This window comes from Anaeromassilibacillus sp. An200, from assembly GCF_002160025.1.
GTDB classification, from domain to species: domain Bacteria; phylum Bacillota; class Clostridia; order Oscillospirales; family Acutalibacteraceae; genus Caccousia; species Caccousia stercoris.
This window is the reverse complement of the sequence record NZ_NFJU01000027.1, coordinates 1-23,280: the sequence shown is the minus strand read 5'-3', so window position 1 is coordinate 23,280 and position 23,280 is coordinate 1. Positions and strand designations below refer to the sequence as shown.

Sequence of the window (23,280 nt, the reverse complement as noted above, 5' to 3'; positions counted from 1 at the left end):
TATGGCAAAACAACCAAAGACCCTTTGGCAGGAATTTACCAAGGGTATTATCAAGGAAAATCCCGTCCTCCGTCTGGTGCTGGGCACCTGCGCGACTCTTGCCGTCAGTACCGCAGCCAGCAATGCGATCGGCATGGGATTGGCAACCACGTTTGTTCTTGTCTGCTCCAATGCCGTGATTTCCCTGCTGCGCAAGGTGATTCCGGATAAGGTGCGTATTCCCTCTTACATTACGATTATCGCGGGCTTCGTGACAATCGTGCAGATGTTCATCAAGGCATATTCGCCGGATCTAGACAAAGCGCTTGGCATTTATTTGCCCCTGATTGTTGTAAACTGCATCATTCTTGGCCGTGCCGAAATGTTTGCAAACAAAAACCCCATCCTCCCCTCTATCGTGGACGGTCTTGGAATGGGTGTGGGCTTCACCGCTACCCTGCTTCTTATGGGTATTATTCGTGAGCTGCTCGGCTCCGGCACCATCTTTGGACTGCCCATCACCTCGAATTTCATGGATCCTATCCTGATTTTCATCCTTCCTCCCGGAGGTTTCTTTGTCTTTGGCCTGCTGATCGCTCTGGCGAACAAGCTGTCGGGCGAAGGCAAGGCCCCGGAAGAAATCGGCTGCAAGGGCTGCCCGCTTGCCGGCAGCTGCTCCAAGCTTCAGGCAAAGGAGGGCTCTGAGAAATGAACGGAGACACCATCAAGGGACTGGTTTCCATCTTTCTGGCAGCCATTCTCACGGAAAACTACATTCTGAGCAAGTTCCTCGGCATCTGCCCGTTCCTGGGCGTTTCCAAAAAGCTGAATACTGCAGCAAGTATGAGTATGGCTGTTACTCTCGTCATGGTCATCGCGACAGCTGTAACATGGCCGATTTACTATGGAATCCTGGTGCCGAACGATCTGGCATATCTGCAAACCATTGTATTCATTCTGATCATCGCAGCTCTGGTGCAGCTCATTGAGATTATTCTCAAGCGCTACATGCCGCCGCTTTACAACGCTCTCGGCATCTATCTGCCGCTGATCACAACCAACTGCGCCGTTCTGGGCGTCACCATGCTTGTCATCGACAAACATACCGCGTCCCCGGAAACCTTTGGCTTTGTACAGGCTCTTGTCAATGCCTTCGGCTCCGGTATCGGCTTCCTTGTGGCAATGGTTCTCTTCGCCGGTGTGCGTGAGCGTTTGGAAACGTGCGATATTCCGAAAAGCCTGCGCGGCCTGCCAATCACGCTGATTGCTGCTTCACTGGTCTCTGTGTCGTTCCTCGGCTTCCAGGGACTGGTGGAAGGCCTGTTGGGCTGAGAGGAGGAAACCGCTATGTATGACATTCTGTTTCCCGTTCTGGTTGTGGCGGGAATCGGCCTGCTGGCCGGACTGGGCCTTGCAATCGCTTCGGTGGTAATGGCTGTCCCGAAGGACGAAAAGGCGGAAAAAATCACCGAGATGCTGCCCGGCGCCAACTGCGGCGCCTGCGGCTTCTCCGGCTGCTCTGGCTATGCAGCCGCTCTCGCAAAGGGCGAAGCGAAACCGGGCCTGTGCTCCCCCGGCGGCGCCGAGGTAGCTGCGGAAATTTCTGAATTCCTCGGCCTTGGCGGCGTTAGTGTGGAGAAAAAGGTGGCTGTGGTTCGCTGCTCCGGCAGCGCCGATTACACCTCGGACAAGATGGAATACGCCGGCATTCAGAGCTGCTCCGCCGCCGTTCTCCTGGCCGGAGGACCCGCGAGCTGCCAATACGGCTGTATGGGCCTTGGCGACTGCGTCAACGCCTGCCAGTATGGTGCAATCGAAATCTGCAACGGTGTCGCTCACATTGATCCCGCACGCTGCAAAGGCTGCTCCATGTGTGTCGCTGCCTGCCCGAAGCATCTGATCACGCTTGTCCCCTACCGTCCGCTGGCTGTGGTACGATGCAGCAGCTGCGATAAGGGTGCACAGACGAACAAGGTCTGCAAAATTGGCTGTATCGGCTGCATGAAGTGCGAAAAAACATGTGAGTCCGATGCTATCCATGTAAAAGACTTCCATGCTGTCGTAGATCCGGAAAAATGCACCGGCTGCGGCAAATGTGCTGAAGTTTGCCCCCGTCATGTGATTGATCTGCTGAACGTCTGAACTGTTTGATTTTTTCTGTTTTGCGGCCGCGGCCGCCGACGGCTTTTCCGGCGGCGGATCCGCGGCCTTATTGGATCCGGGAGGTGTTATAAATGGAATCCAACCCAAAAACATCGCGTCCCATTTCCTTTTGGACAGCACTCGCGGTTTTTCTTCTGCTCCTTTTTCTGGTTGTTTCCTTTACCGCAGGTCTTGGAAGCAGCCCGCACATTCCCCTCCTTCTTGCCTGTACTGCCGCAGCCATAGTGGGCGCATGCCATCACTTTTCCTGGAAAGAGATGCTGGAAGGAATGACCGCCGCCATCTCAGCCGCTATTCCCGCGCTTCTGATCATACTCTCCATCGGGATCCTGATTGCAGCCTGGGTTGCAGGCGGTGTCATCCCCACCATGGTGTTTTATGGGCTGCAAATCATTTCCCCATCTTTTTTCCTTGTGACCGCGCTTCTATTGTGCTCGATTGTTTCCGTGGCAATCGGCAGCTCTCTTTCCACCATCGGGACCGTTGGTGTTGCGCTGTTTGGGATTGGCTCTGCTTTGGGGATTCCTCCCGCCATCACAGCTGGTGCGATTGTTTCCGGCGCATACTTTGGGGATAAAATGTCTCCTCTCTCGGACACCACCAACCTGGCACCTTCTGTTTCCGGAGCTGGTTTGTTTGACCACATTCGCCATATGATGGTTACAACTACTCCCACCTATCTGATCTGTATCATTCTGTATATTATTCTTGGCGCGCTTTACGGAAACGGCAGCGCGGGAGAGGAAGCACAAATTTCCTTAACGCTGCAAACCCTTGCGGATCAGTTTGTGATTCATCCCCTTCTTCTCCTTCCTCCGCTGCTGGTCCTTTTGATGGTTATTTTAAAAATCCCCGCTCTCCCGGGCCTGATGGGAGCGGCGGCGCTTGGTATTTTGTCCGCGCTGTTTGTGCAGGGAGTGCCGGTACAAACCATGCTTTCCGCCGTGATGGACGGTTTCCGGGTGGAAACGGGAGTTTCCACTGTTGATACGCTTCTGAACCGCGGCGGAATCATGAGCATGATGAAAACAGTGGCTCTCATGATCCTGGCGCTGAGCTTTGCCGGGATCTACGAACGCACCGGAATGGCGGAAGCGATCCTTCATAAAATTATTGCCCGGATTCACAGCGATCGAGGGCTTGTTGTAGCTACAGTTCTGACCGCTTGGGGCGTGCTGATTGGCACAGGACAGCAATATGTGGCCATCATTTTAACAGGCCGGCTGTTTCGCCCGCTATATGAACAGCACCGTCTGAAGCCCCAGAATCTCAGCCGTGCTCTGGAGGACGCGGGAACCGTGTTCGGCGGAATTGTTCCCTACAGCACCGGAGCAGGCTTTACAGAATCCGCGCTTGGCGTTTCCGCATGGCAATACGGCTTTTTTACCTTTTTCGGATGGATTAACCCGCTCGTTTCCATTGGAATCGCCCTGCTGGGAAAAAGTATGCCGCATTTGCCGCAGAAAAAAGAGGAAAACTAAGCCTTGTCCATTCGCTTGTTTTCCCCCTGAAATCCTGATATACTGAACAGGTTTCAGAGAATCAGCCAGGAAAGGAAGTTGACTTAAACATATGAATGAAAAGGAAGTTGCTGAAATCCGCCGCCGTTTCCGGCCGGATAAGACAAGCATTACACGTATCCGCGGCTGCTGTATCAATGAAAACCGCGAAATCATTACGGAATTCAGCCCCTCTCTTGCTTTGATGGAACAGGAAGAAGCGGAGAAATTTTTGGGGACACTCAAAAAAACGCTCTCCGGTACACTGGGGAAAAATCTTCTTGATCTTTCCTTTGAGACACAGCAGGTGGTTAGCGGAGAGGAACACCGTCTGTTGATGGCCCTGCGTACTTCCCTGCTGGAGGATGAAGAAGCTGTCCACGCGTTCTATGAGAAGGTAGCCCAGAATTTACAGCTTGACAGCACCTACCTGATTCTTTTGGTATGCGACAAATATGATGTTCCCTATCATGCGAAGGATGGCGAAAAATTGGAAGACGCCTCCAATGAGGTTTACACCTATTTGCTTTGCAGCATCTGCCCGATCAAACTGACAAAGCCCGCCTTGAGCTATTATGTCACACAGAATGAGTTCCATAACCGCCGCGAGGACTGGCTGGTTTCCGCACCGGAAGCTGGATTCCTCTTCCCCGCTTTTGACGGGCGCTGCGCCAATCTTTACGGCGCGCTGTACTACACCAAGAGCGCGTCGGACAACCACCCGGAACTGATTGATGCGGTGTTCCATGTCGCTCCTCCTGTTCCAGCGGATGAACAGCGGGAAAGCTTTCAGGCTGTTCTGGCGGAATCGCTGGAAAAGGAATGCAGCATGGACGTCTTGCAGGCGGTTCATGGAAAGCTCTGCGGGTTAATCGAAGACCACAAGGCAAACAAAGAGGAGGAACCGCTCGCCATCTCGCGTGAAACCGTACGGCAAGTGCTTTCCTCCTGCGGTGTGGAACAAGAGCATGTTGAAGCCTTTGAGCAGAAATACGAAGAGACCTTTGGAGAGGATACGGAAATTCGTCCGCAGAATCTGGTGAATCCCAGACAGTTTGAGGTACGCACCCCCGATGTAACCATCCGTGTTAATCCTGAGCGTACCGATTTGATTGAAACTCGTGTAATCAACGGAGCAAAATATATTCTAATCCGTGCCGATGAAGGCGTCGAGGTCAATGGTGTGAGTATCCATATTACACCCTCAGAAGAAGAAAACCAAACATAAAAAATCCCGTATCGGGCGGAAATCCATCCACCCGATACGGGATTTTTATTATGAATAGAGAAATTTCACAGCTTCTCAGGCTGGGGAAAGCTCTCCCGCCTGAGACAAAGCCGGGGAAGCATCCTCGGGATCTTCTCTGTACTGCGCCATGTAGAGATCATAGTAGTAGCCCTTTTTCGCCATCAGTTCATCGTGTGAACCTGCTTCCTTGATCTGGCCGCCGTCAATATACATGATTCGCGTACAGCTGCGGATGGTGGAAAGACGGTGTGCAATGATAAAGGAGGTTCTTCCCTTCAGCAGGAGATTGATGCCACGCTGCAGAAGCTGCTCGGTTGAGGTATCGATCGAGGAAGTGGCCTCATCAAGCACCAGGATTTTCGGATCCGCAAGCAAAGTGCGGGCAAAGGCAATCAGCTGTTTCTGTCCCTGAGACAGCCCACCACCGCGCTCCTTTACCTCTGTTTCGTAGCCATGCGGCAGCTTCTGAATAAATTCATCGGCGCATAAAAGCTTGGAGACGCGGACAATATCAGCATCGCTTGCATCGAGACGGCCGTAGCGAATGTTATCCGCAATCGTTCCCGAGAACACAAAGCTATCCTGAAGCATAATGCCCATCTGGCTGCGCAGGGAATGCAGCGTCACATCCATTACACTGTGACCGTCAATCAAAACGGCGCCCTCTTCAATGTTATAGAAGCGGCTGATCAGGTTGACAATCGTGGTTTTGCCTGCGCCTGTGGGGCCGACAATCGCAATGCTTTCACCTGGCTGAGCAGTGAAGCTGACATCGTGCAGAATCTTCTGGCCCGGCTCATACCCAAAGCTGACATGATCAAACTCCACTTTACCGGTGATCGGGGGCAGCTCAACGGCTCCGGGACAATCTTCAATCACGGGAGGCTCGTTCATGGTCTCAAAGATTCTTTCCAGATAGGCCATCGCATCAATAAACTTATTATAGATATTGGCGAGGTTCACAATCGGCTGCCAGAATTTTGACGCATAGGTTCCCATGGCAAGCAGAACACCAAAGGAAGCCATGGGATGCAGCGCATAAGCGCCCACAATGTAAACCAGCGAAAAAACAATCTGGGAAATTGTCTCCGTGCTGAACCACACAGAGTTAGAGATGTACACGGTGCGCATCCATGCCTTACGCCGCTCTTCAATCAGGCGGTCAAGGATGCCGAGGTTGGTTTCCTGACGGTTGAACGCCTGCGTTACCTTTACGCCCTCAATGGATTCCTGCACATAGGCGTTCAGGTTGGAGTTTTTGTTGGAAACCTGCTGGTAGGCCTGGCGCTGCTTGGGCTTGATCAGAAGGATAAAGACAATCAGCACCGGAAGTCCCGCCACTGTCACAGCCGCAAGAGGTACGCTGACCTGGAACATGAAAATGATGATAAAAATTACGTTGATAATTTCAATGATGAAATCAAGCAGACCGTTGGACAAAACATCGGAAACGCTGTTCACATAATGAACGATGCGCACCAGGATTTTACCGTGCGGCCTGTTGTCGTAATAAGAAAACGGAAGCACCTGAAGATGTGCAAACAGATCCCGGCGGATGTCATGCACCATAGTCTGCGCCGCCTGCGCCACAATGATGCGGCGCACCGCCGTGAAAAGAACATTGATCAAAATGGTAACGCCCAGGAGAATCGAGAGCTGAATCAACTGCTTCATATTGCCTTCCGGGATCGAATGGTCCATTGCGTACTGAACCAACATCGGACCCGTCAGGCCGATGACGCTGCCCACACCGCTGAGAAGAAGAGCGGAAAGCATCCTTCCCTTGCAGCGCATGACATAAACCATAACTTTTTTCAGATTTTTAAAATTAAGAGGAGCTTCCAGGGTTTCGTCAACATCAAACCGGTTGCGCGCCAAGCTCTTCACCTTCTTCCTTGCTGTTCTGGATCGCCCAGATATGGCGGTAGAAGCCCTTGTTCTGGAGCAGCTCACGGTGCGTTCCACGCTCGATAATCTTGCCGTTATCCAAAACCAGGATCAAATCCGCATCCTCAATGGAGGAAATTCTTTGTGCGATGATGATCTTCGTGCAGGGGAAATCAAGCTGGCGAAGCTGCTCCTGCAAATATTTCTCCGTCTCCATATCTACGGCAGACGTGGTATCGTCCAGAATCAGGATGGAGGGTCGGATCGCCAGGGCACGAGCCAGCGACAAACGCTGCTTCTGTCCGCCGGAAAGGCCAACGCCGCGTTCTCCCACCAGCGTATCATATCCGTCCTGCATCTTACGGATAAACTCATCCGCTCCCGCGCGATGGGCGAAATCCTTCACTTCCTCCTCCGGCATATCGGGACGGCCATAGGCGATATTGGCATCCACTGTGTCGGAGAAAAGGAACACATCCTGCATCGCCACACCAATATAACGGCGCAAAGCCTGGAGCGTGTAATTCTGCACCGGTTCGCCGTCCAACAGAACCTCGCCGGAGGTGGGATCGTTGATGCGGGTCAGCATGCCGGTGAGCGTCGTTTTACCGGAACCGGTAGTTCCAATGATACCGAGCGTCTGACCCGGCTTAATATGGAAGCTGATATCGTCAAGGATTTGTGTACCGTCAATTTTCAGGGACACATCACGATATTCGACCTCGCCGCGCGGACGCACGCCCGGATCCTTTGCCTGATACCGATCCGCAATAGAGGGCTGTGCATAGAAAATTTCAATGATCATCTGGCAGGAAGCAAAGAAGCGCTGCAAATCGTTGATCAGCATACCAAGATTGCGCAGCGGGTTGGCCAGCGCCCAGGTCAGCGACGAGAAAGCCAGGATTTCACCGGCCGTCAGCTTTCCCTGAATCATGAAAATACCTCCCACCAGAAGGGTCGTCACAGTCAGAGACTGCGAGAGCAAATCAATCAGCGGGTTAAACTTCACGCCTACATAGGTGGTTTTCAGATTCATCTGACGGTAATCTTCATTTTTTTCTTCAAATTTCTCATTCTCGTAGTCCTCACGCGCAAACGCCTTGACCACGCGGTTTCCCTCTATGTTCTCCTGTGCCACGGTGTTCAGGCTAGAAAGCTTCTGACGAAGCTGCACAAACATCGGATGGATAATCTTGGAGAAAAAGCGCGTGATAATAAGAATAAACGGCGTGATTGCTGCCAGGCAGAGCATCAGCTCCAGATTGACCGATCCCAAATAGATCAGAGCCGCGACAAACACCACGATGGAATCCACCGTGACATAAGAAATCCATGCAATCGCATGCCGCACCAGATCCAAGTCGTTGGTCATACGCGTCATCAGGTCACCGGTACGGATCCCGTGATAATAACGCGCATCCTGATTTTGAAGGACATCATACATTTTGCGCCTTAATCCATTGAAAGCGCACTGGCTGCTTTTTTCCAGCAAAACCACCATCACATACCGCATCGTCAGTCTGGCCAGCTGGACTGCCAGCATAATTCCGAGAATCGGAAGCAGCATGGTGGTATTCTGCGGCGTAATGACTTCATCAATCAACTTCTGTGAAAGCATGGGGTTAATGACCAGCATTGCGGAGGTGACGGCGGACAAAATCATCGCCACCACAAACAGGTTTCTCTTCTCCCCCATATACTTCCAAAGCCACTTTATTCGGAACATATTTTCCCTCCTGTCCGGCTTATGGAATCCCTTTGTCCACTTCCGGGAAGCGTCCCGGAAACGCTCGTCCTTCCTTCCCTCCAATCCCCAAAAAGGCAAGCCCTTTTCTTCTTCGGACAGTATACGCCCGCCGATCTAAAACCGCAAACTCTTTTGATCGGATTAAGGTTCCATTTCTTCCAATTTCCTTTTATTTTCGCGGATTTGCTCTGTTTCAAAGAAATTCAAGCCGTCTGAGCGGAAAATTTTTCACCTTTTATTTGTCCAAAACGCATAATAAATTACAACTGATTCTTGTTTTACTCCCCTCTTTCTCCATTCCTTACCTATTTATAATATAGGCGTAATGAAGCAGATTTTTCTTTTCCTGTTACAAATCTGTAACTGCATGTTACAATCCTCTTACGAACCTTGACGAATTCATAGAAAAACAGTATACTCGCGTTAAAGGGCAGGATCTGCCCTTCTTTCGTCTCCATACAACCCATTCTATACAGAAAGGGGAAGATTGCTGTGAGAAACGCTCGATTTTTCCCTGTCGTTCCACTTTTCCTTCTTTGCCTGATTGCCTGTTCTTCTGCATCGAAAACGATTCCGGCAACACTGCTGGAAAGTACAGCCACCACTTCTTCGCAGAAAAACTTGCCGGAGGAAGGCTTTTTATATAAAAATACGGAAATCGGATTTTCTTTTTCCGTTCCAGCCCGCTGGAAATCGGAAAATTACAAAATTGTAGTGTCCCACGGGAATCAGGAAGAGGATAATTCCGAATATTCCCAGGTTACTTTTTATTTTGAGAACGACAAGGAGTCCCCGCTTCTGGTGATCCGCTGTGTGACATCCACATGGTGGGACAACTTTTCAGAAGCTTCCCCCCAATCCATGACCTTTCTCTCCGAACGGGATTTCGATTCCTCCGTGTTTTGTTACGCTCTCCCCTCCTCCTGCCTTTACGCCAATGAGCAGCAGGAACAGCTCTACCGTGAAATGATGCTGACGCAGGATGAGGTCTCCTCATGCTTTTCCCTGATGGGAGAAGAATCGGTTTCCTATGAAGAGGGTGTGGTAAAGGAAGCCGCCATGCATTCACTTTTGCTGGAAACAGGAGACGGACGGCTCTTGTCCTTTTCCTACACCAAAAACGCCTGCAGTGGTCTGCGTGACGGTTTGCTGCTTGGAGATACCATTCGCGTCGGATACCGCGGAACAATACAAGGAGAAGACACACGGCAAATCACCGTTGTCAGCCTGCAAACAGTTTCCCGCGCCGATTCCAACGGCAAAAATCTTCTGCTTTCTTCCGAAGAACCAATTCCTATTGATCCGCCCTGAAATCCCGCCCACCGGCGGGATTTTTTTATAGAAAAACGCAACCTTCTTCCGCTTTTTTCCGTGTTTTGGGTAAAAGGACTTTATCGGGTTTTAGCCGCAGAAAGCATTTGGAGGGGAGTGGAGGAAACGATGTCGCATTATAAACCCAAATATGCTGGCCATACCGCGCCTTGCGTCAACAGCCTCCCGAAAAAGAAGGAGAAAAAACGTTCCGGTTTGGGAACGCTGGGGAAGGCACTTCTGCTCAGCTTCCTTCTGATGACGCTTTGCTTCAGCGCTTTTCTCCTCTTTCTTTCCCCCGCCTGCATTCCAACCAATTTTCCAAAAACATTTCTCTTACCAGCGCCTATTTCCTTTCACAATATCGGGATCCCTCCATCCTCCAAACAGAAGATCATTCCGATCTGTTTGCGGGAATCTACTTCTGGGAGGACGCCCCTCTTGGCGATCAAACAGAGTTTCCGGCAGAAGAACAGGCTCTGCTGGACTGGGACATTTTGCTCCAGGCCATTGCCTGCGGCGATCTTTCCGGAAATGAGCTGTTTCGCTTCTGCTACGAATACTCCGGACCTGATGAAATTCTGATTTTCCGCGACATGATCGGCCTTGTGGATGAGGATTTTCGCTTTTATCTGGACAATGTTCCCTATCTGAGCCAGGAAGGAATTCTGCCCAACGGCTGCGAAGCTGTTTCCGCCACGATGCTCCTGCAATCTTCCGGTTTTTCCATTTCGCCGGAGGACTTCGTCCGCGCCTATCTGCCCATGGAACCGGTCTATCTGGAATGGGGCTGTCGTTATGGCCCGGATCCCAACCAAGCTTATGCCGGAGATCCTTTTTCGGAAAACGGCGGCTGGGGCTGCTTTGCCCCCGTAATCACAGAAGCATTGAATCAATGTTTGAAGGATCCCGATCAAAAAGCTGTGAATCTCACAGGGCTTTCTTTGGAGCAAGTCTTTTCCGAAGTGGTGATGAAAAACAATACTCCCGCCGCCATCTGGGTGACAATCGATATGCAGGAGATCAGCTCCATGTATCAGTGGCAGTCTTATGACCACTCCACCACCTATCTGTATCCAGTCAACCAACATTGCATGGTGTTGATCGGACGGGATGCGGAGCACTACTATCTCTGCGATCCGTATGAATCCAACGGTGTAGTCCGCTACCCCATCGAACAGGTGGAGCAAAGCTACCTGGCCATGGGAAGCCAATGCGTCGCCCTCCTTCACGAGGATCTTTCGATAACTCCCGCCTCCTGAGAACATGCCATATAAAAGCACCGCCGGAGAATGCTTATCCCGGCGGTGTTTTTTGTCCTTTCATGATTTCCATTTTACCGTCATACCGCCATTGTCCAGCGGGCGGCAGCTGAACGTATAGTCTCCTTTTACTCCTCCCAGGCTCAGGCTGTTCGCATAGGAACCGCAATATACCATTCCCGTTTTATTATAAACCGCCAGCACAACATTCACAATGTTGTCCGCCTGCTCATTCATCTGGTAATCGCAGACCGCCAGCTTTTCTCCGTCAAAATCCATCGCCAGCGTCCGGAATTGGAAAGAAACGATCGGATTCTCCGGATCCGGCGATATGGGCACGAAAAGTAACTCCTCGCAGATTCCGTTTGGCTCCCACCGCACAGCCGCAAGCGTATTCCACTCTACCTGTACCGCGAAAAAGCCGTCACCCTCGTAAAGCTGATGAAAGGCCATTGACTCAGCCGAAATCTTCCCCACTTCCAGACGCTGCACCGCTTCCATCGTGTCTCGGTCAATCACCGTGATAACATACATTCCATCTGTTTGAGTATGCAGCAGCAGTCGGGACTGATCCGGGCTGAGTGTAAGGTTAAGAATCCGCTCGTGCGGATCCAACGGATACACGGTGGCAAGCTTCTCTGTCAACAGAGGAAAAGAGCAGTCCTCTCCTTCCGATGTACTGTCAAAAGGCAGGCAGTAAATTCCGAAGCCATCTTTAATCTGACTGACATCCACCAGATTTTCCAGCTGTGTATGAGCGTCAAAAGCGAAATAGCAGGCATTGTCCGCTACAGCGCTGACCGTGTAGAGATCAAACCGATCACTCTCCGTACTGCCGGAGCCAGAGCTCACCCATCCGCCGTCCGTGCTCTTTCCCACGCTGATTTCCATCGTTTCCTCCGCCAGCACCGGAATCTGAAAAAATTCCTCAAAGGTACGGTACAGCTTTGCCTCATCTGGATCGATACTTTCCGATAAGAAGACATCCTGCGACATCATACTGGAATAGACGGGAAATTCCAGACCAAGCTGCAATGGATACGTTTCATAATAATCGCTCAGATGGATGACCCGGCTGTTTTCACTCCCCGCCGGCGTATCGTCAAACAGCTCCTGATATGCAAGTGAAAGCCCTTCTACGGCTTCTGAATCATAGCCATACCAGATTTGATTGGTCATCTCCAGAAACGGCTCTCGTTCCTGCGGAGGCTCTTCTTTTTGTATGGCGGAAAACTTATAGCTGGTGACAGCCTGTGTTTCCTCACCAAAGGTACAGTCGGTATTCCAGAACAGGTGGTGCTGGTACTGTGCCGGGATGTGTGCAGCCAGTCCCTGTGCCGCGGCGGGATCCCCGTAAAGCGTTTCCTGCGTGATTTTCACCTGATCCCGCGCCGCATACACCTGGGAAAAAACCGCTGCCGTACCGCCTGCAGCTGCTGCCAAAAGAACGAAAAAGCAGGCGAGGGTCTTTTTCATTTTTCTCCCTCCTCCCCGCTCAGCTCCCCAATCGCGCGGCTGACGCGATCGGCCCGGTAGTGATACGCTTCCTTGATGGCATCCACCAAACTTTTTCCGGACTCCTCCAAATCATCCACCGAGAGATCCCCGGCCAGCGTTCCTCGCCGCAGCAGGATAGCCCGCCCGATAAAACCGGACACCTCCTCAATCAGATGTGTGGACAGCAGCAGCGTTTCATGCGGTTCGAGAATACCGCTGAGCACCTTATAGAAATCCTCGCGGTTAAACAGATCGTTCCCGGCAAACGGCTCATCCATCAGGATATAATCCGCTCCCTGTGACAATGCCAGAATCACCTCAAACTGATTTTTCTGGCCTGTGGAAAAGGTCCGGATCGTTTGATGCATGGGAAGGGAGAAAAAATCCATCAGACTGCGAAAGCGCTGATCGGAGAAGTGTGAAAAATGAAGGGCGTAAAAATCCCGGTGCGCCTGTGCCGTGAGGTTTGGAAAGAAGGAGTGCTCGCTGGTGGCAAAGGAAAACGACGCAATATTTTTGCGCGTGACGGGCTTGCCATCCAGCGTAACAGTCCCTTCAAACGGCAAAAGGCCGAGGATACATTTCATCAAAGTCGTTTTTCCCGCGCCGTTTTCCCCAAACAAACCGACGATCTCGCCGCGCGGCAGACACAGGCTGATATTTTCCAATGCCCTTTTGCCCCAATATCGCTTGTTGAGTATATTAAGCTCTACCATACAATTCCCCTCCTAACGGTGACAGACATTCCTGCGGGGTGGCAAACCGATACACGGCAAAGTAAAGAAGAAAAAGCATTCCTGCCGCCACAGCGCAGATCAGGATCCCCAACACCGGCCCCGCGAGGCAGCGCCGGTGCAGCTCCCATCGATCCGGCAGGCGGCGCATCAGGTAAATACTGCGGCTGCCGCGAAAATGGAACTGATAATGAAGCGCGGCAAAAAACAGCATACTGCATGCCAGAATCAAAAACCCGTTCAATGCACTGCCCAGGATCTCAGAAAAAGACGCGATCTGGGCTCCCTCCTCCAGCACCCACTCCCCTGTCAGTGGATTTTGCCGAAACAAAGCGCATCGGGCATTCCAGTAATCCAGCACAAAGCGCAGGCTGTAGAGCGCGGCACAGAGGCTTCCCATGGTAAAATAGGTCAGTTCCGATGAAAAAGGAAAGCCCGGAGGGATGCAATTCTGTTCAAACCGTTCTTTTTTCATCCGTGCTGCCCTCCTTCCCCCAGACAAACACGCAGATTTCCAACAGCAGAAACACAATCAGGCACAGGGCGATACTATTCCACTCCCATTGGCCAAGCGCACTGGGAAAGGCAAACAGTATCGTTGTGCAGACTGCCGCTATCTCCCATCCCAGCCTTCCCCGGCGCTGGCGGTAAGAGAGGACGGCACAAGCCGCTCCTGACGCAGCTGCAAACAGCAGATTTCGGATCCAGAGAAACACATCCTCCAGCGGGAGAAGCGCATGCAGAAGAGAATTTCTGTAAAAGGCAAGAAAAATCGTTTGTCCGCTCACCAAAGAAGGGTCCGCTTTCATGGTATACAGTGTGCACAGTCCAAAGGCGGTGAGCAGCTCCACAAGCCAGAGCAGCAGAAAGCAGGCACTGTTGTACCCCCACTGCCAGGCAAAAATTGTGCGCTCTGAGACGGACAGCCTGCGCAGCGTATAGCCGCAGCGAGCCCCCATCTCACAGCCTGTGATGGAAAGCAGAGCCGACGCCAGCAAAAAACATACGAAAAATGGGACGGCCAGCGCACCACCGCCCGCCAGCTCTTCCAAAGAAGCAAGAGGATTCCCAGACAGCACAAAGCAAAACCACACCGTCTGTATCACTGCGGAGATCCCTGTCAGGACCACTAGCTTCCAAAAGCTGCTTCGGGAGAGCCACATCAGAATGGAAATATGCCGATTCATCCTATCACCTCATTCCCAATATTGATCGATCAGTACAAGGGCCTCCTCCTTTGTCAGCCCCATCTGTTTCATAGCGTTCACCACGCCCTTTGCGTCTGCTTCCAAAAGCTCTCCTCGAACGCGGCGCAGCGTTTCCTCGTTCAGTACCATCAGACTTTTTGCGCCGGAATGGGAAGCAATCAATCCCTCCTCTTCCAACATCCGGTATGCTTTCTGAATGGTATTCGGATTCACGCCCAACAGTGCGGAAAGAACACGGCGCGAGGGAAGCTCATCCCCATCCCGGATCGTCCCCGCCACAGCTTCACGCTTGAGAAAAAGAAGGATCTGTTGATAGATGGGGATTCCATCTGTCAGAGAAAAACCGTCAAACGATACCATTCCGCACCTCCTTTTAACCGTATTAGTTGTGTAATACGGTTTCTAACTGTATCATATAACTAATACGGTTTTCTGTCAAGCCCCTTTGCCTTTTTCGATGGCTTCCTTTCCACGCTAACGCGTTGAAATTCGTTTTCTTTTCTGTTAAAATGAAATTAAATTTTGTTCTTTTCCATATTCTCAAAGGAGGGAAAGAACACAGAGAGGAAGTCTTTTCTATGAAACACGCAAGAGCTGTAAACACAGAGCAGCTTTCAGAATTCTCTGCCCGGTATAACGAAAGTCCGTCCCGCCGCGCGATGACAAACGCTGTGGCCAAAACGGAAATCGCCGATGTAACGTTTGACAATCGCTGTCTGCGCGGTGATCGGTTCCATTTTTCTGTTGAAATCCCCACTTTGCCTGTCACCAATCAGGAACGCAGCGGACGCTGCTGGATTTTTGCCGGAGCCAATCTTCTGCGTGAGGAAGTGGCAAAGACGTGCAAGCTGGATTCTTTTGAGCTTTCGCAGAATTATATTGCCTTCTGGGATAAATTTGAGAAATGCAATTATTATCTGGAGTCTGTCATCGACCTCATCGATCGCCCTGTTGACGACAGAACGCTTTGCTGGATCTTCAGCACAGGCGTGCAGGACGGCGGACAGTGGGATATGTTTGTCAGCCTGATTGAGAAATACGGTGTTGTTCCGAAGGAGGCCATGGACGAAACCTACCAGAGCAGCCACACAGCAGCTATGAACAGTCTGCTCAACACCAAGCTGCACCAGTATGCCGCTCATCTGCAAAAGTGTTTTCGGGATGGCGCGGACAGCGACGCCCTGCATGCGGAAAAGGACACAATGCTGCGCGAGGTCTACTGTTTTCTCTGCACCTGCCTGGGAGAGCCGCCCGCTGTGTTTGATTTCACCTGGACCGACAAAAACAAGCAATATCATATCGATCGCGGCCTCACGCCGAAAACATTCTACAACAAATACATCAAGCTTCCTCTGAACGATTATGTCAGCGTGATCAACTCCCCCACCTCCGATAAGCCCTTCGGCAAAACCTATACGGTTGATTACCTCGGCAATGTTGTGGGTGGGCGCGACATCCTATATCTGAATTTGCCGGTGGAGGAGCTTGCGGCGCTGACTGTAAAGCAGCTCCAGGCTGGACAGCTTGTCTGGTTCGGCAGCGATGTAAGCAAATGCGGCGATCGAAAGCGCGGGATCTGGGATTCCGAAGCGTTTGACTATGCTTCCGCGTTTGAACTGGATTTCTCCATGGAGAAGGGAACCACTCTCGACTATCGGGAAAGCGCCATGAACCATGCCATGGTGATCACCGGTGTAGAACTGGACGAAAACGGCAAACCGGTGCGCTGGAAAATCCAGAACAGCTGGAGCGACGAAAACGGCAGCAAGGGTTATTATCTTATGAGCGCCGCCTGGTTTGAACGGTATGTGTACCAGGTGGTCATTCGCCGTGAGCATCTTTCCGAAGTACAGAGAGCTGCGCTCGATACCGAGCCGGGTCATCTGCCTCCGTGGGATCCGATGGGCACACTTGCCGATCGCTGAGAAGGAGGGCTTTGTTTGGATTTCAAAAATAGTGGCTTTATGTATCTGCTGGGCATATTGGTGGGCCTGTTCGTCATTGCGCAGTCTGTCTATTTTCTTGTCAAGGCCGTCCGCCGCAGCCGTCAGCTTGGAATCTCTGGGAGTGTTGTCAAGCGCACCATTGCTTCGAGCGCTGTCTTTGCCATTCTGCCCTCCGTCTCGATTCTGCTGGGCCTGATCACACTCGCCAACACGCTTGGCCTTCCTCTTCCCTGGATCCGCCTGAGCGTATTAGGAGCGGTCACCTATGAGCTGCCCGCCGCCACCGTGGCACTCAATGCCCTTGGCGAAAGCATTTCCGCCCCGGTCAGCGGCCCGCTGGCATTCAATACGGTTGCCTGGGTTATGACGCTGGGCTGCATCACACCGCTGATCATCATCCCCCTGTTCCTGAAAAAAATCCAGGGCAGCGTTCACAATCTCCGCCGGAAGGACAGTCACTGGGGTGATCTGTTCCTGACTGCCATGTTCCTCGGCATGATTTCCGCCTTCCTCGGCATGGGAATCTCCGATGGCCTGCTCTCCATCCTTACACTTTTGACTTCCGCGGCCATCATGGCTGTATGCGGCATTTTTGTAAAAGTGCTGAAAGTCAAGTGGCTGGAGAATTTTGCGCTGCCCATCAGCATGCTGGGCGCGATGGCCCTGTCCATTTTGTATGCTAATCTGCTGCCCGCGGAGCTTCTCCCCGCCGGGCTTTGGAGCTGAGGAGGGAATGGGATGAAACAGCAAAAAGAATACAGCGTGCAGGTGCACGCTTACGGCCGTGCTTGGATGATTGCGGCGCTCATCATGATGCTGATGGTTCCTGTCTCCATGTGCATTTACTTCGGCGTCTGGCCGAACGCACTTGATGTTCTTGCCGGACTTCTTGGTGTTGCGCCTATTTACTGGGTGGTGTGTTCCATCGAAGTTTTTACCTATGCGCCGATGCTGGGAAGCGGCGGAACCTACCTCGCCTTTGTCACCGGAAACATCACAAATCTGAAAGCTCCCGCCGCCATTAACGCGATGGAGGCTGCAAAGGTCAAGCCCGGCAGCGAGGAAGGTGAAGTGATTTCCACCATTGCCATTGCGACAACATCCATTGTCACCACCCTGATTCTGGGGGCAGGCGTTCTGCTCTTTGCACAGATGCAGCCGATTCTGAAATCTCCCGTGCTCCAGCCCGCGTTCAAAATGATTCTCCCCGCTCTCTTTGGCGGACTGGGCGTGGTGTATATTGCGAAAAACTGGAAGCTTGCCATTGCGCCGCTCGTGGTCATGATCGGCCTGTTTGTCGCGGTGCCGTCGCTCGCATCCTCCGTCAGCGTTCTTGTGCCTGTAGGCGCTTTGATTGCGATCGGTACTGCCCGTATCCTATACAAGAAAGGGTTGGTGTGAGGTGATCGGCTGGCTGATTCTGGCAGTTGTTGTCCTCTTTCTCGCTGTTCTGCTGATCCGAACCGCTCTGTTCCGTCCGAAAACGAAACCCGCGTCCTCCATACCGGAAACCGGGATCGACTATGGACGGGCCGCGGATCATTTAGCCCGTATGGTACGGATCAAGACCGTGTCAAGCCGTGATGCTTCCAGTGTGGACGAAGAGGAATTTGAACGCTTCCGCACACTTTTGACAGAGTTATACCCGCATGTAACGCAAACCTGTCTCCGGGAGCGCATCGGTCCCAGCGGCCTTCTCTATCACTGGAAGGGAAAAAAAGCGGATTCCCCGCTGATTTTGATGGCACATTACGACGTGGTACCGCCAGGAGATCTCTCCGCCTGGAAAAAAGATCCCTTCTGTGGAGAAACAGACGCAGACGGCGTGCTGTGGGGACGCGGCACGCTCGACACCAAGGGAACCTTATGCGGCATTTTGGAAGCTGTGGAGACACTGCTGGAAAAGGGCTTCGTTCCGGAGCACGATGTGTATCTCTCCTTTTCCGGTGACGAGGAGATCATGGGACAAAGTGCGCCCGCCATTGTAGAGGAACTTCGCCGCCGTGGGATCCGTCCCGCTCTGGTGCTGGATGAGGGCGGCGCAGTGGTGGAAGGCGCGTTCCCCGGCGTGAAAGCCAAAACCGCTGTAATAGGGACCTGCGAAAAGGGCCAGATGGATGTGGAGATCTCCATGAAAAGCAAGGGAGGCCACACCTCCGCGCCTCCGCCCAAAACGCCGGTGGCCTCGCTCTGCAAGGCTGTCACCACGCTGGAAAAGCATCCATTCCCCGCTTCTCTCACTCCTGCCGCGGCGGAAATGTTTGATACACTGGGCCGGCATTCTACCTTTGCCATGCGCCTGATTTTTTCAAACCTTTGGTGCTTCCTTCCGTTACTCAAGCAAATCTGCACAAAGTCCGGCGGAGAAATGAACGCTCTGATGCGCACAACCTGCTGCTTTACCATAATGGAAGGCAGCCGCGCCGCGAACGCCATCCCCACCGAAGCACGCATGACGGCTAACCTGCGTCTTTCTCCCCGCGATACCATGGAAAGTGCCGAAGCGTATCTGAAAAAGGTCATAGACGATCCGGATATTACAGTCCGCAGGATTCAGGGAACGGATCCGTCCCCTATTTCCCCCACTGGTACCCCGCAATGGGAACAGGTCTGCGCGGCTGTGCGGGAAACCTGGCCGGATGCGATTGTCGCTCCGTATATGATGGTCGCATGCAGCGATTCCCGCCATTTCTGCCAAATCTGCGACCATGTGTTCCGTTTTTCTGCTATGGAACTTTCCAAAGAGGAACGAGGCTGTATCCACGGTCTGAACGAACGGATCCCTGTGGAGAAAATTGGCCGCGCAGCGGAATTCTTTACACGCGTTTTACTGAAAAGCTGAAAAAGGGGAAGCTCCCTCAAAAGCTTCCCCTTTTTCGTTTTGCTGTTACGCCAGGCTTGCGGCAGACAATTCACGCAAATCCTGCCAGGCCTCTTGCTCCGTATCCGCAGAGAACAGGAAATTTCCTCTCCTGTCCAACACCTCTATATGTCCGTTTACAGAAATCATCCTGTACTCCATCTGGAGCGCCTCCTTTTCGCTCCGATTTCATTGCATCGAAGCGCTTGATTTTTTCGATGCTCTTATCATACAGGATGTTATGTCCCATAATACGGATTCGACTTTATAATATCAGGGCTTTTTCTTTTTCAAACAAGACCTGAGAAAGGAACTGTTATGATTCTGACTGTTACGCTCAATCCCTGTGTGGATCATACAGCTGAAATTGATCATTTAATCCCCGGAGGAACCAATCATGTCCTTACTTCCCGACAGGATCCCAGCGGAAAGGGGGTCAATGTTGGGATTGTCCTGCATCAGCTTGGAGCGAACCCGTTCTGTACCGGAATCACCCGGCAAGGAAACGCGGACTTGCTGGACGCGGTTCTGGACAGCCGTGAGATCCCGCATGATTTCTTTCCCGCCGCCGGACAACTGCGCACCAATCTCAAACTGTTTGATCGTTCCCGTGGTGTGATGACTGAATGCAATGAAAAAGGAAGCCCTGTCACAGCGGAAGAATTAGATGGCTTTCTTTCCCTTTTTGCCCGTCTTCTGCCGCAGGCTGAACTGCTGGTGCTCAGCGGCAGCGTACCGCCGGGTGTGCCGGATGATATTTATCGCACGCTCTCTGTTTCTGCACAGTCCTTCGGGATTCCCGTAATCCTTGATGCTTCCGGCCCTCTTTTGCGGGAAGGGCTCCTGGCTCACCCTACCCTCATCAAGCCGAATCTTGACGAGCTGCGGGAAGCCTTTGGCGTCACCGTTTCCGAAAAACAGAAATTGGCCGGGGCTTGCCGGAAAATTTTGCAGGAATACGATCTCTCCTGTCTCTGTCTTTCCATGGGGGAACAGGGCGCCATGCTGGTCACCCAGACAGAAGCATGGGAAACGCCCGGCTCTCCGGTGGAGGTGCGCGGTGTGCAGGGAGCGGGGGATTCCATGGTTGCAGGCTTATGTCTTGGCCTCCTGCACGGCGATTCCCCCGACAAGCTGCTGCGCGCTGCGGTCGCGGCTGCTCAGGGCTCGCTGGAAAAACCGGGAACGCTGCTGTGTGAGCGTTCGGATTTTGAGCGCTTTCTTCCCCAAATTCCCGTACAGCCTATTACACTGTGATGATAAGGTGATCGATCATGTACAAGTACTCTACTGTCAACCGCTATGGGTTTCGTCACCGCTTTGCCACATGCGTTTTTCTCCTGTTTCCCATTGTCATGTGCCTCTCGCTTTTTGTGCCGCCGGTGATCGCCCCTGCCCTTTATCCTCTCTATACTTCCTTTTTTCATGTGGGAGAGGGAGATGTGGGCGCTCCGTCCACATCCGACACACCGATGGCTTCCTCGATTGCGGAAATGAAGGAAATGGAAATCTTCACAACCCAGTGCTTGGATCCCTACTGGGATGAAACAGATGGGCCGGCTATTCTGGATAATGTGAGATATTATATTCTGGATCTTCCAAGCGGGGAAAAGATCTGCGCCCGTGTACGTATGAAAGCTGTCACCAAAAGTGAAAATGAAGACATTCCCGACATTCTTCCTATCGGAACCTTACGCTCCATCTCTCCAAAAGAAATCCGGGGAAACGGTGAGGAAGCACAGCTGACCACAACGGAATACTATGTCGACATGATGGGAGACTTCGGGCGCATGCTTTCGGAAGAGAGTTTCGAAGATGATATCGGTCGAAAAATGCTTCTGCTTTATCTTCCTCTGTTGGTGCTGGTCCGTATCATCGGTGTTCATTTGGGACTTTTCTCCCCTGTCTTTTTCGCCCGCCGCGATCCTCTTCTTCCAAAAAACGATTTGGAACTGTGGGCAACGTCCGTCAATGCAATTTTATCAACCTGGTCCCCTATGCAGGAAGGATGGCTGTTCGTCGGCGGAACACACCGGGGACCTGTCCGTGTCCGTGTTTCGCGGTTTGCGCTCAAAGGAAACTGGAATGTCACTTCCAAGAAAAGCGGATTGGAAAAGATCCAGCATTATGTGGAATCTCATGGTATGGAAGATCCTTCTCCGGAAGCTGCATTTGACCTTGAAAACGCGTTTCAGCTGGCGGCAAACCTGTACCAATCCCGCATGATCAGCCGGGAGGAAATGGATCAGGAATACAGCCGAATCGGGAAAAAGATGCAAAGTATCTTCTCCTCCTGGGAGCAGCTCTGTGAAAACTATCTGGAAGCCTATGCCCAATGGCAGCTCGATTCTCAGAAACCGAAGGAAGCGGAAAAGAATATCAAAAATCGATATGCTGTGTATCAGATGCTGAAGGAAAAGAATCCCGGTCCATACACCTCTGTGCCCTGGAATCTGGACCTCAGCTGGCATCCCACAGAACAAGGCGACCGCACGATTACCCTCCAAATTTTGAAAACTTATTATAATCGCAGCTAAGAAAATCTCAAAAAAGTTCCCTGGTGTGCCATGGCACACCAGGGAACTTTTCTTTCATGGGAGAAACGATTTATTCAGCAGCTCAGATGCAGGGCATATGTTTTCAGGCTGATTGCCTTAGGAAAGCTTTTGGAGAGCAGCGTCCAGAATTTCTTCGCTTGCTGGCTGCTGAGGAGCAAAAATGCCCTCATCGATTGCAGGCAGCACCCCTTTTTCACAAGCCCATGCAACAGCCAGTCTTGCAGAGATGGAAATCTCCTCCACATCAGCCATTTTATTAAGAATGGCATAGTCTTCCGGTGTGGGGGATCCGGCATAACGCCAGAGTGCTACCGCCAGTTCTTCGCGGTTCACAAAATTGTCCGGCAGAAAGCTTTCCCCTTCTTTTCCGAGCAATCCTTCACTTGCTGCCCAACGAACTGCTTCCACATAGCTGCAATCCGCGTTTACGTCCGCATAACGCATGGCATAATTTACAACAGGCTTGCCTGCTTTTTCATGCAGAGCCGACACCAACCCTGCACGGGTCAACAGGCTTTCCTTTTCGCTTTTCTCTGCCGTTTGCTGTTTCGGCAGTACCATCAAGGCGCTTGCATGAGTCTGTCCAGGATAGCTGGTGGCAACCGCTCCATACCAGGCCATCACATAACTTCCCGACTGAATATCCTCCAGAGAGGGAGCAGTATCCGTACCATATGAGAACAGCTGTGTCTGCTCGTCTGCAAAAACAAACAGACCGCCATTGTCCGTTGTGATGGTCAATTTTCCATCCTGAAGGGACACGTTTTCCACCTCATGATACATTGCACTGCCGGCATCCATCGGAATGTTACGGACAACGGCGAAAGCAGCTGTCTGAGGCGGCAGTGATCTTGTTTCTACTGTGCTGTGGAACACATAAACGCCTTCTCCCTTCTGCAGGCTGGAAGGATCGGACTGTGTATGTCTGCCGCTGTCAATCCAAACGGTATCTTCCGAGACATTCATCAGATAAGCCCCGTACCGCTCAGATTCCAAATAAATCTGCTTGATGGCGCCGTTTTCATCCTCAACCCATTCCTTTACTGTACCATAATAGAGGACGCTGTCCGGAAGGGGCTGCGGCTCTTCCGCGGCGATCGGGGCAGAAATGGGAACTGCTGTCCTTTCCGACGCCATCGCAGGAACTGTCATTGCACAAGCCAGTGCACCAACGAGAATGATTGCTGTTAACTTTTTATTCATTGTATTCTCTCCTTCTTATGAGAAATTGATTTCTACTTTTGTTTAACGATGTTTTTCTCTTTCCAATTTCCTCCTTGTATTATAGAGTAGTAGTTATTAAAGCCCCTCTCCAAGGGCTGTGCTACACTGTAAGGGATGCTGTGGATTGGTAGTGTCCTCCTACCACAAGATGGTTCG

The 23,280-nt window shown here is 51.9% G+C and carries 22 protein-coding genes; 13 read left to right on the top strand and 9 right to left on the bottom strand.

The window, feature by feature from the left end:
* Nucleotide 1 precedes the first annotated feature (1 nt).
* From rsxE to B5F35_RS13130, 5 genes are all read left to right on the top strand, one after another.
* On the top strand, nucleotides 2–691 hold the full coding sequence (gene rsxE / locus B5F35_RS13150; protein ID WP_087241690.1) for an electron transport complex subunit RsxE: 690 nt from the start codon (nucleotides 2–4) through the stop codon (nucleotides 689–691).
* Nucleotides 688–1,311, top strand: coding sequence for an electron transport complex protein RnfA (locus B5F35_RS13145; RefSeq protein WP_087241688.1), 624 nt, complete (start codon nucleotides 688–690; stop codon nucleotides 1,309–1,311). Before rsxE ends, B5F35_RS13145 begins: the two co-directional genes overlap by 4 nt.
* A 15-nt stretch (nucleotides 1,312–1,326) precedes the next feature.
* Nucleotides 1,327–2,121 carry an RnfABCDGE type electron transport complex subunit B gene (locus B5F35_RS13140; protein ID WP_087241686.1) on the top strand — a complete coding sequence of 265 codons (795 nt, stop codon included), beginning with the start codon at nucleotides 1,327–1,329 and terminating at the stop codon, nucleotides 2,119–2,121.
* A gap of 92 nt (nucleotides 2,122–2,213) precedes the next feature.
* Complete coding sequence (nhaC, locus tag B5F35_RS13135) at nucleotides 2,214–3,623, top strand: Na+/H+ antiporter NhaC (RefSeq protein WP_087241684.1); 1,410 nt, start codon at nucleotides 2,214–2,216, stop codon at nucleotides 3,621–3,623.
* A gap of 91 nt (nucleotides 3,624–3,714) precedes the next feature.
* Entirely contained in the window at nucleotides 3,715–4,869 is a 1,155-nt protein-coding gene (locus tag B5F35_RS13130) for a DUF4317 domain-containing protein (protein ID WP_087241682.1), read from the top strand.
* A 75-nt stretch (nucleotides 4,870–4,944) separates the two neighbouring features.
* Here B5F35_RS13130 and B5F35_RS13125 read toward each other — a convergent pair whose 3' ends face one another.
* Together B5F35_RS13125 and B5F35_RS13120 are read right to left on the bottom strand one after the other, a co-directional pair.
* Entirely contained in the window at nucleotides 4,945–6,768 is a 1,824-nt protein-coding gene (locus tag B5F35_RS13125; protein WP_087241680.1) for an ABC transporter ATP-binding protein, read from the bottom strand.
* Complete coding sequence (locus tag B5F35_RS13120) at nucleotides 6,749–8,503, bottom strand: ABC transporter ATP-binding protein (RefSeq protein WP_087241678.1); 1,755 nt, start codon at nucleotides 8,501–8,503, stop codon at nucleotides 6,749–6,751. Before B5F35_RS13120 ends, B5F35_RS13125 begins: the two co-directional genes overlap by 20 nt.
* Nucleotides 8,504–9,016: 513 nt before the next feature.
* On the opposite strand from B5F35_RS13120, the gene B5F35_RS13115 reads away from it, so the two are divergent.
* Together B5F35_RS13115 and B5F35_RS13110 are read left to right on the top strand one after the other, a co-directional pair.
* Complete coding sequence (locus B5F35_RS13115; protein ID WP_087241676.1) at nucleotides 9,017–9,835, top strand: hypothetical protein; 819 nt, start codon at nucleotides 9,017–9,019, stop codon at nucleotides 9,833–9,835.
* A 266-nt stretch (nucleotides 9,836–10,101) separates the two neighbouring features.
* Nucleotides 10,102–11,097 (top strand): C39 family peptidase, encoded by a 996-nt coding sequence (locus B5F35_RS13110; protein WP_087241674.1) that lies wholly within the window; start codon nucleotides 10,102–10,104, stop codon nucleotides 11,095–11,097.
* 60 nt (nucleotides 11,098–11,157) lie between these two features.
* Here the strand turns inward: B5F35_RS13110 and B5F35_RS13105 are convergent, their stop codons facing one another.
* Genes B5F35_RS13105 through B5F35_RS13085 form a run of 5 tightly spaced genes read right to left on the bottom strand, consistent with a single transcriptional unit; the run spans nucleotide 11,158 to nucleotide 14,896 of the window.
* Complete coding sequence (locus B5F35_RS13105; RefSeq protein ID WP_087241672.1) at nucleotides 11,158–12,573, bottom strand: hypothetical protein; 1,416 nt, start codon at nucleotides 12,571–12,573, stop codon at nucleotides 11,158–11,160.
* Nucleotides 12,570–13,310: an ATP-binding cassette domain-containing protein gene (locus B5F35_RS13100; protein ID WP_087241670.1), complete on the bottom strand. Its 741-nt coding sequence runs from the start codon at nucleotides 13,308–13,310 to the stop codon at nucleotides 12,570–12,572. The genes B5F35_RS13105 and B5F35_RS13100 overlap by 4 nt, the downstream gene beginning before the upstream one ends.
* Nucleotides 13,297–13,803, bottom strand: coding sequence for a hypothetical protein (locus B5F35_RS18485; protein WP_140401220.1), 507 nt, complete (start codon nucleotides 13,801–13,803; stop codon nucleotides 13,297–13,299). Before B5F35_RS18485 ends, B5F35_RS13100 begins: the two co-directional genes overlap by 14 nt.
* On the bottom strand, nucleotides 13,784–14,515 hold the full coding sequence (locus B5F35_RS13090) for a hypothetical protein (RefSeq protein WP_087241666.1): 732 nt from the start codon (nucleotides 14,513–14,515) through the stop codon (nucleotides 13,784–13,786). The genes B5F35_RS18485 and B5F35_RS13090 overlap by 20 nt, the downstream gene beginning before the upstream one ends.
* A gap of 9 nt (nucleotides 14,516–14,524) precedes the next feature.
* Nucleotides 14,525–14,896 (bottom strand): GntR family transcriptional regulator, encoded by a 372-nt coding sequence (locus B5F35_RS13085; RefSeq protein WP_087241664.1) that lies wholly within the window; start codon nucleotides 14,894–14,896, stop codon nucleotides 14,525–14,527.
* 218 nt (nucleotides 14,897–15,114) lie between these two features.
* On the opposite strand from B5F35_RS13085, the gene B5F35_RS13080 reads away from it, so the two are divergent.
* From B5F35_RS13080 to B5F35_RS13065, 4 genes are read left to right on the top strand one after another with little or no spacing between them, the layout of a single operon-like run.
* Nucleotides 15,115–16,461, top strand: a complete 1,347-nt coding sequence (locus tag B5F35_RS13080; protein WP_087241662.1) for a C1 family peptidase — start codon at nucleotides 15,115–15,117, stop codon at nucleotides 16,459–16,461.
* Nucleotides 16,462–16,476: 15 nt separating this feature from the next.
* Entirely contained in the window at nucleotides 16,477–17,208 is a 732-nt protein-coding gene (locus tag B5F35_RS13075; RefSeq protein ID WP_087241660.1) for a DUF5058 family protein, read from the top strand.
* A gap of 12 nt (nucleotides 17,209–17,220) precedes the next feature.
* Nucleotides 17,221–17,883 carry a hypothetical protein gene (locus B5F35_RS13070; RefSeq protein WP_087241658.1) on the top strand — a complete coding sequence of 221 codons (663 nt, stop codon included), beginning with the start codon at nucleotides 17,221–17,223 and terminating at the stop codon, nucleotides 17,881–17,883.
* Nucleotides 17,837–19,324 carry a M20 family peptidase gene (locus tag B5F35_RS13065; RefSeq protein WP_242969522.1) on the top strand — a complete coding sequence of 496 codons (1,488 nt, stop codon included), beginning with the start codon at nucleotides 17,837–17,839 and terminating at the stop codon, nucleotides 19,322–19,324. The genes B5F35_RS13070 and B5F35_RS13065 overlap by 47 nt, the downstream gene beginning before the upstream one ends.
* 45 nt (nucleotides 19,325–19,369) lie before the next feature.
* Here B5F35_RS13065 and B5F35_RS19445 read toward each other — a convergent pair whose 3' ends face one another.
* Nucleotides 19,370–19,504: a hypothetical protein gene (locus B5F35_RS19445; RefSeq protein ID WP_275532264.1), complete on the bottom strand. Its 135-nt coding sequence runs from the start codon at nucleotides 19,502–19,504 to the stop codon at nucleotides 19,370–19,372.
* 156 nt (nucleotides 19,505–19,660) lie between these two features.
* On the opposite strand from B5F35_RS19445, the gene B5F35_RS13060 reads away from it, so the two are divergent.
* Both B5F35_RS13060 and B5F35_RS13055 read left to right on the top strand, forming a co-directional pair.
* On the top strand, nucleotides 19,661–20,599 hold the full coding sequence (locus B5F35_RS13060) for a 1-phosphofructokinase family hexose kinase (protein ID WP_087241656.1): 939 nt from the start codon (nucleotides 19,661–19,663) through the stop codon (nucleotides 20,597–20,599).
* A 17-nt stretch (nucleotides 20,600–20,616) separates the two neighbouring features.
* Entirely contained in the window at nucleotides 20,617–21,879 is a 1,263-nt protein-coding gene (locus tag B5F35_RS13055) for a DUF1266 domain-containing protein (protein ID WP_087241654.1), read from the top strand.
* 117 nt (nucleotides 21,880–21,996) lie between these two features.
* Here the strand turns inward: B5F35_RS13055 and B5F35_RS13050 are convergent, their stop codons facing one another.
* Nucleotides 21,997–23,103 (bottom strand): S-layer homology domain-containing protein, encoded by a 1,107-nt coding sequence (locus B5F35_RS13050; protein WP_087241652.1) that lies wholly within the window; start codon nucleotides 23,101–23,103, stop codon nucleotides 21,997–21,999.
* Nucleotides 23,104–23,280 lie beyond the last annotated feature (177 nt).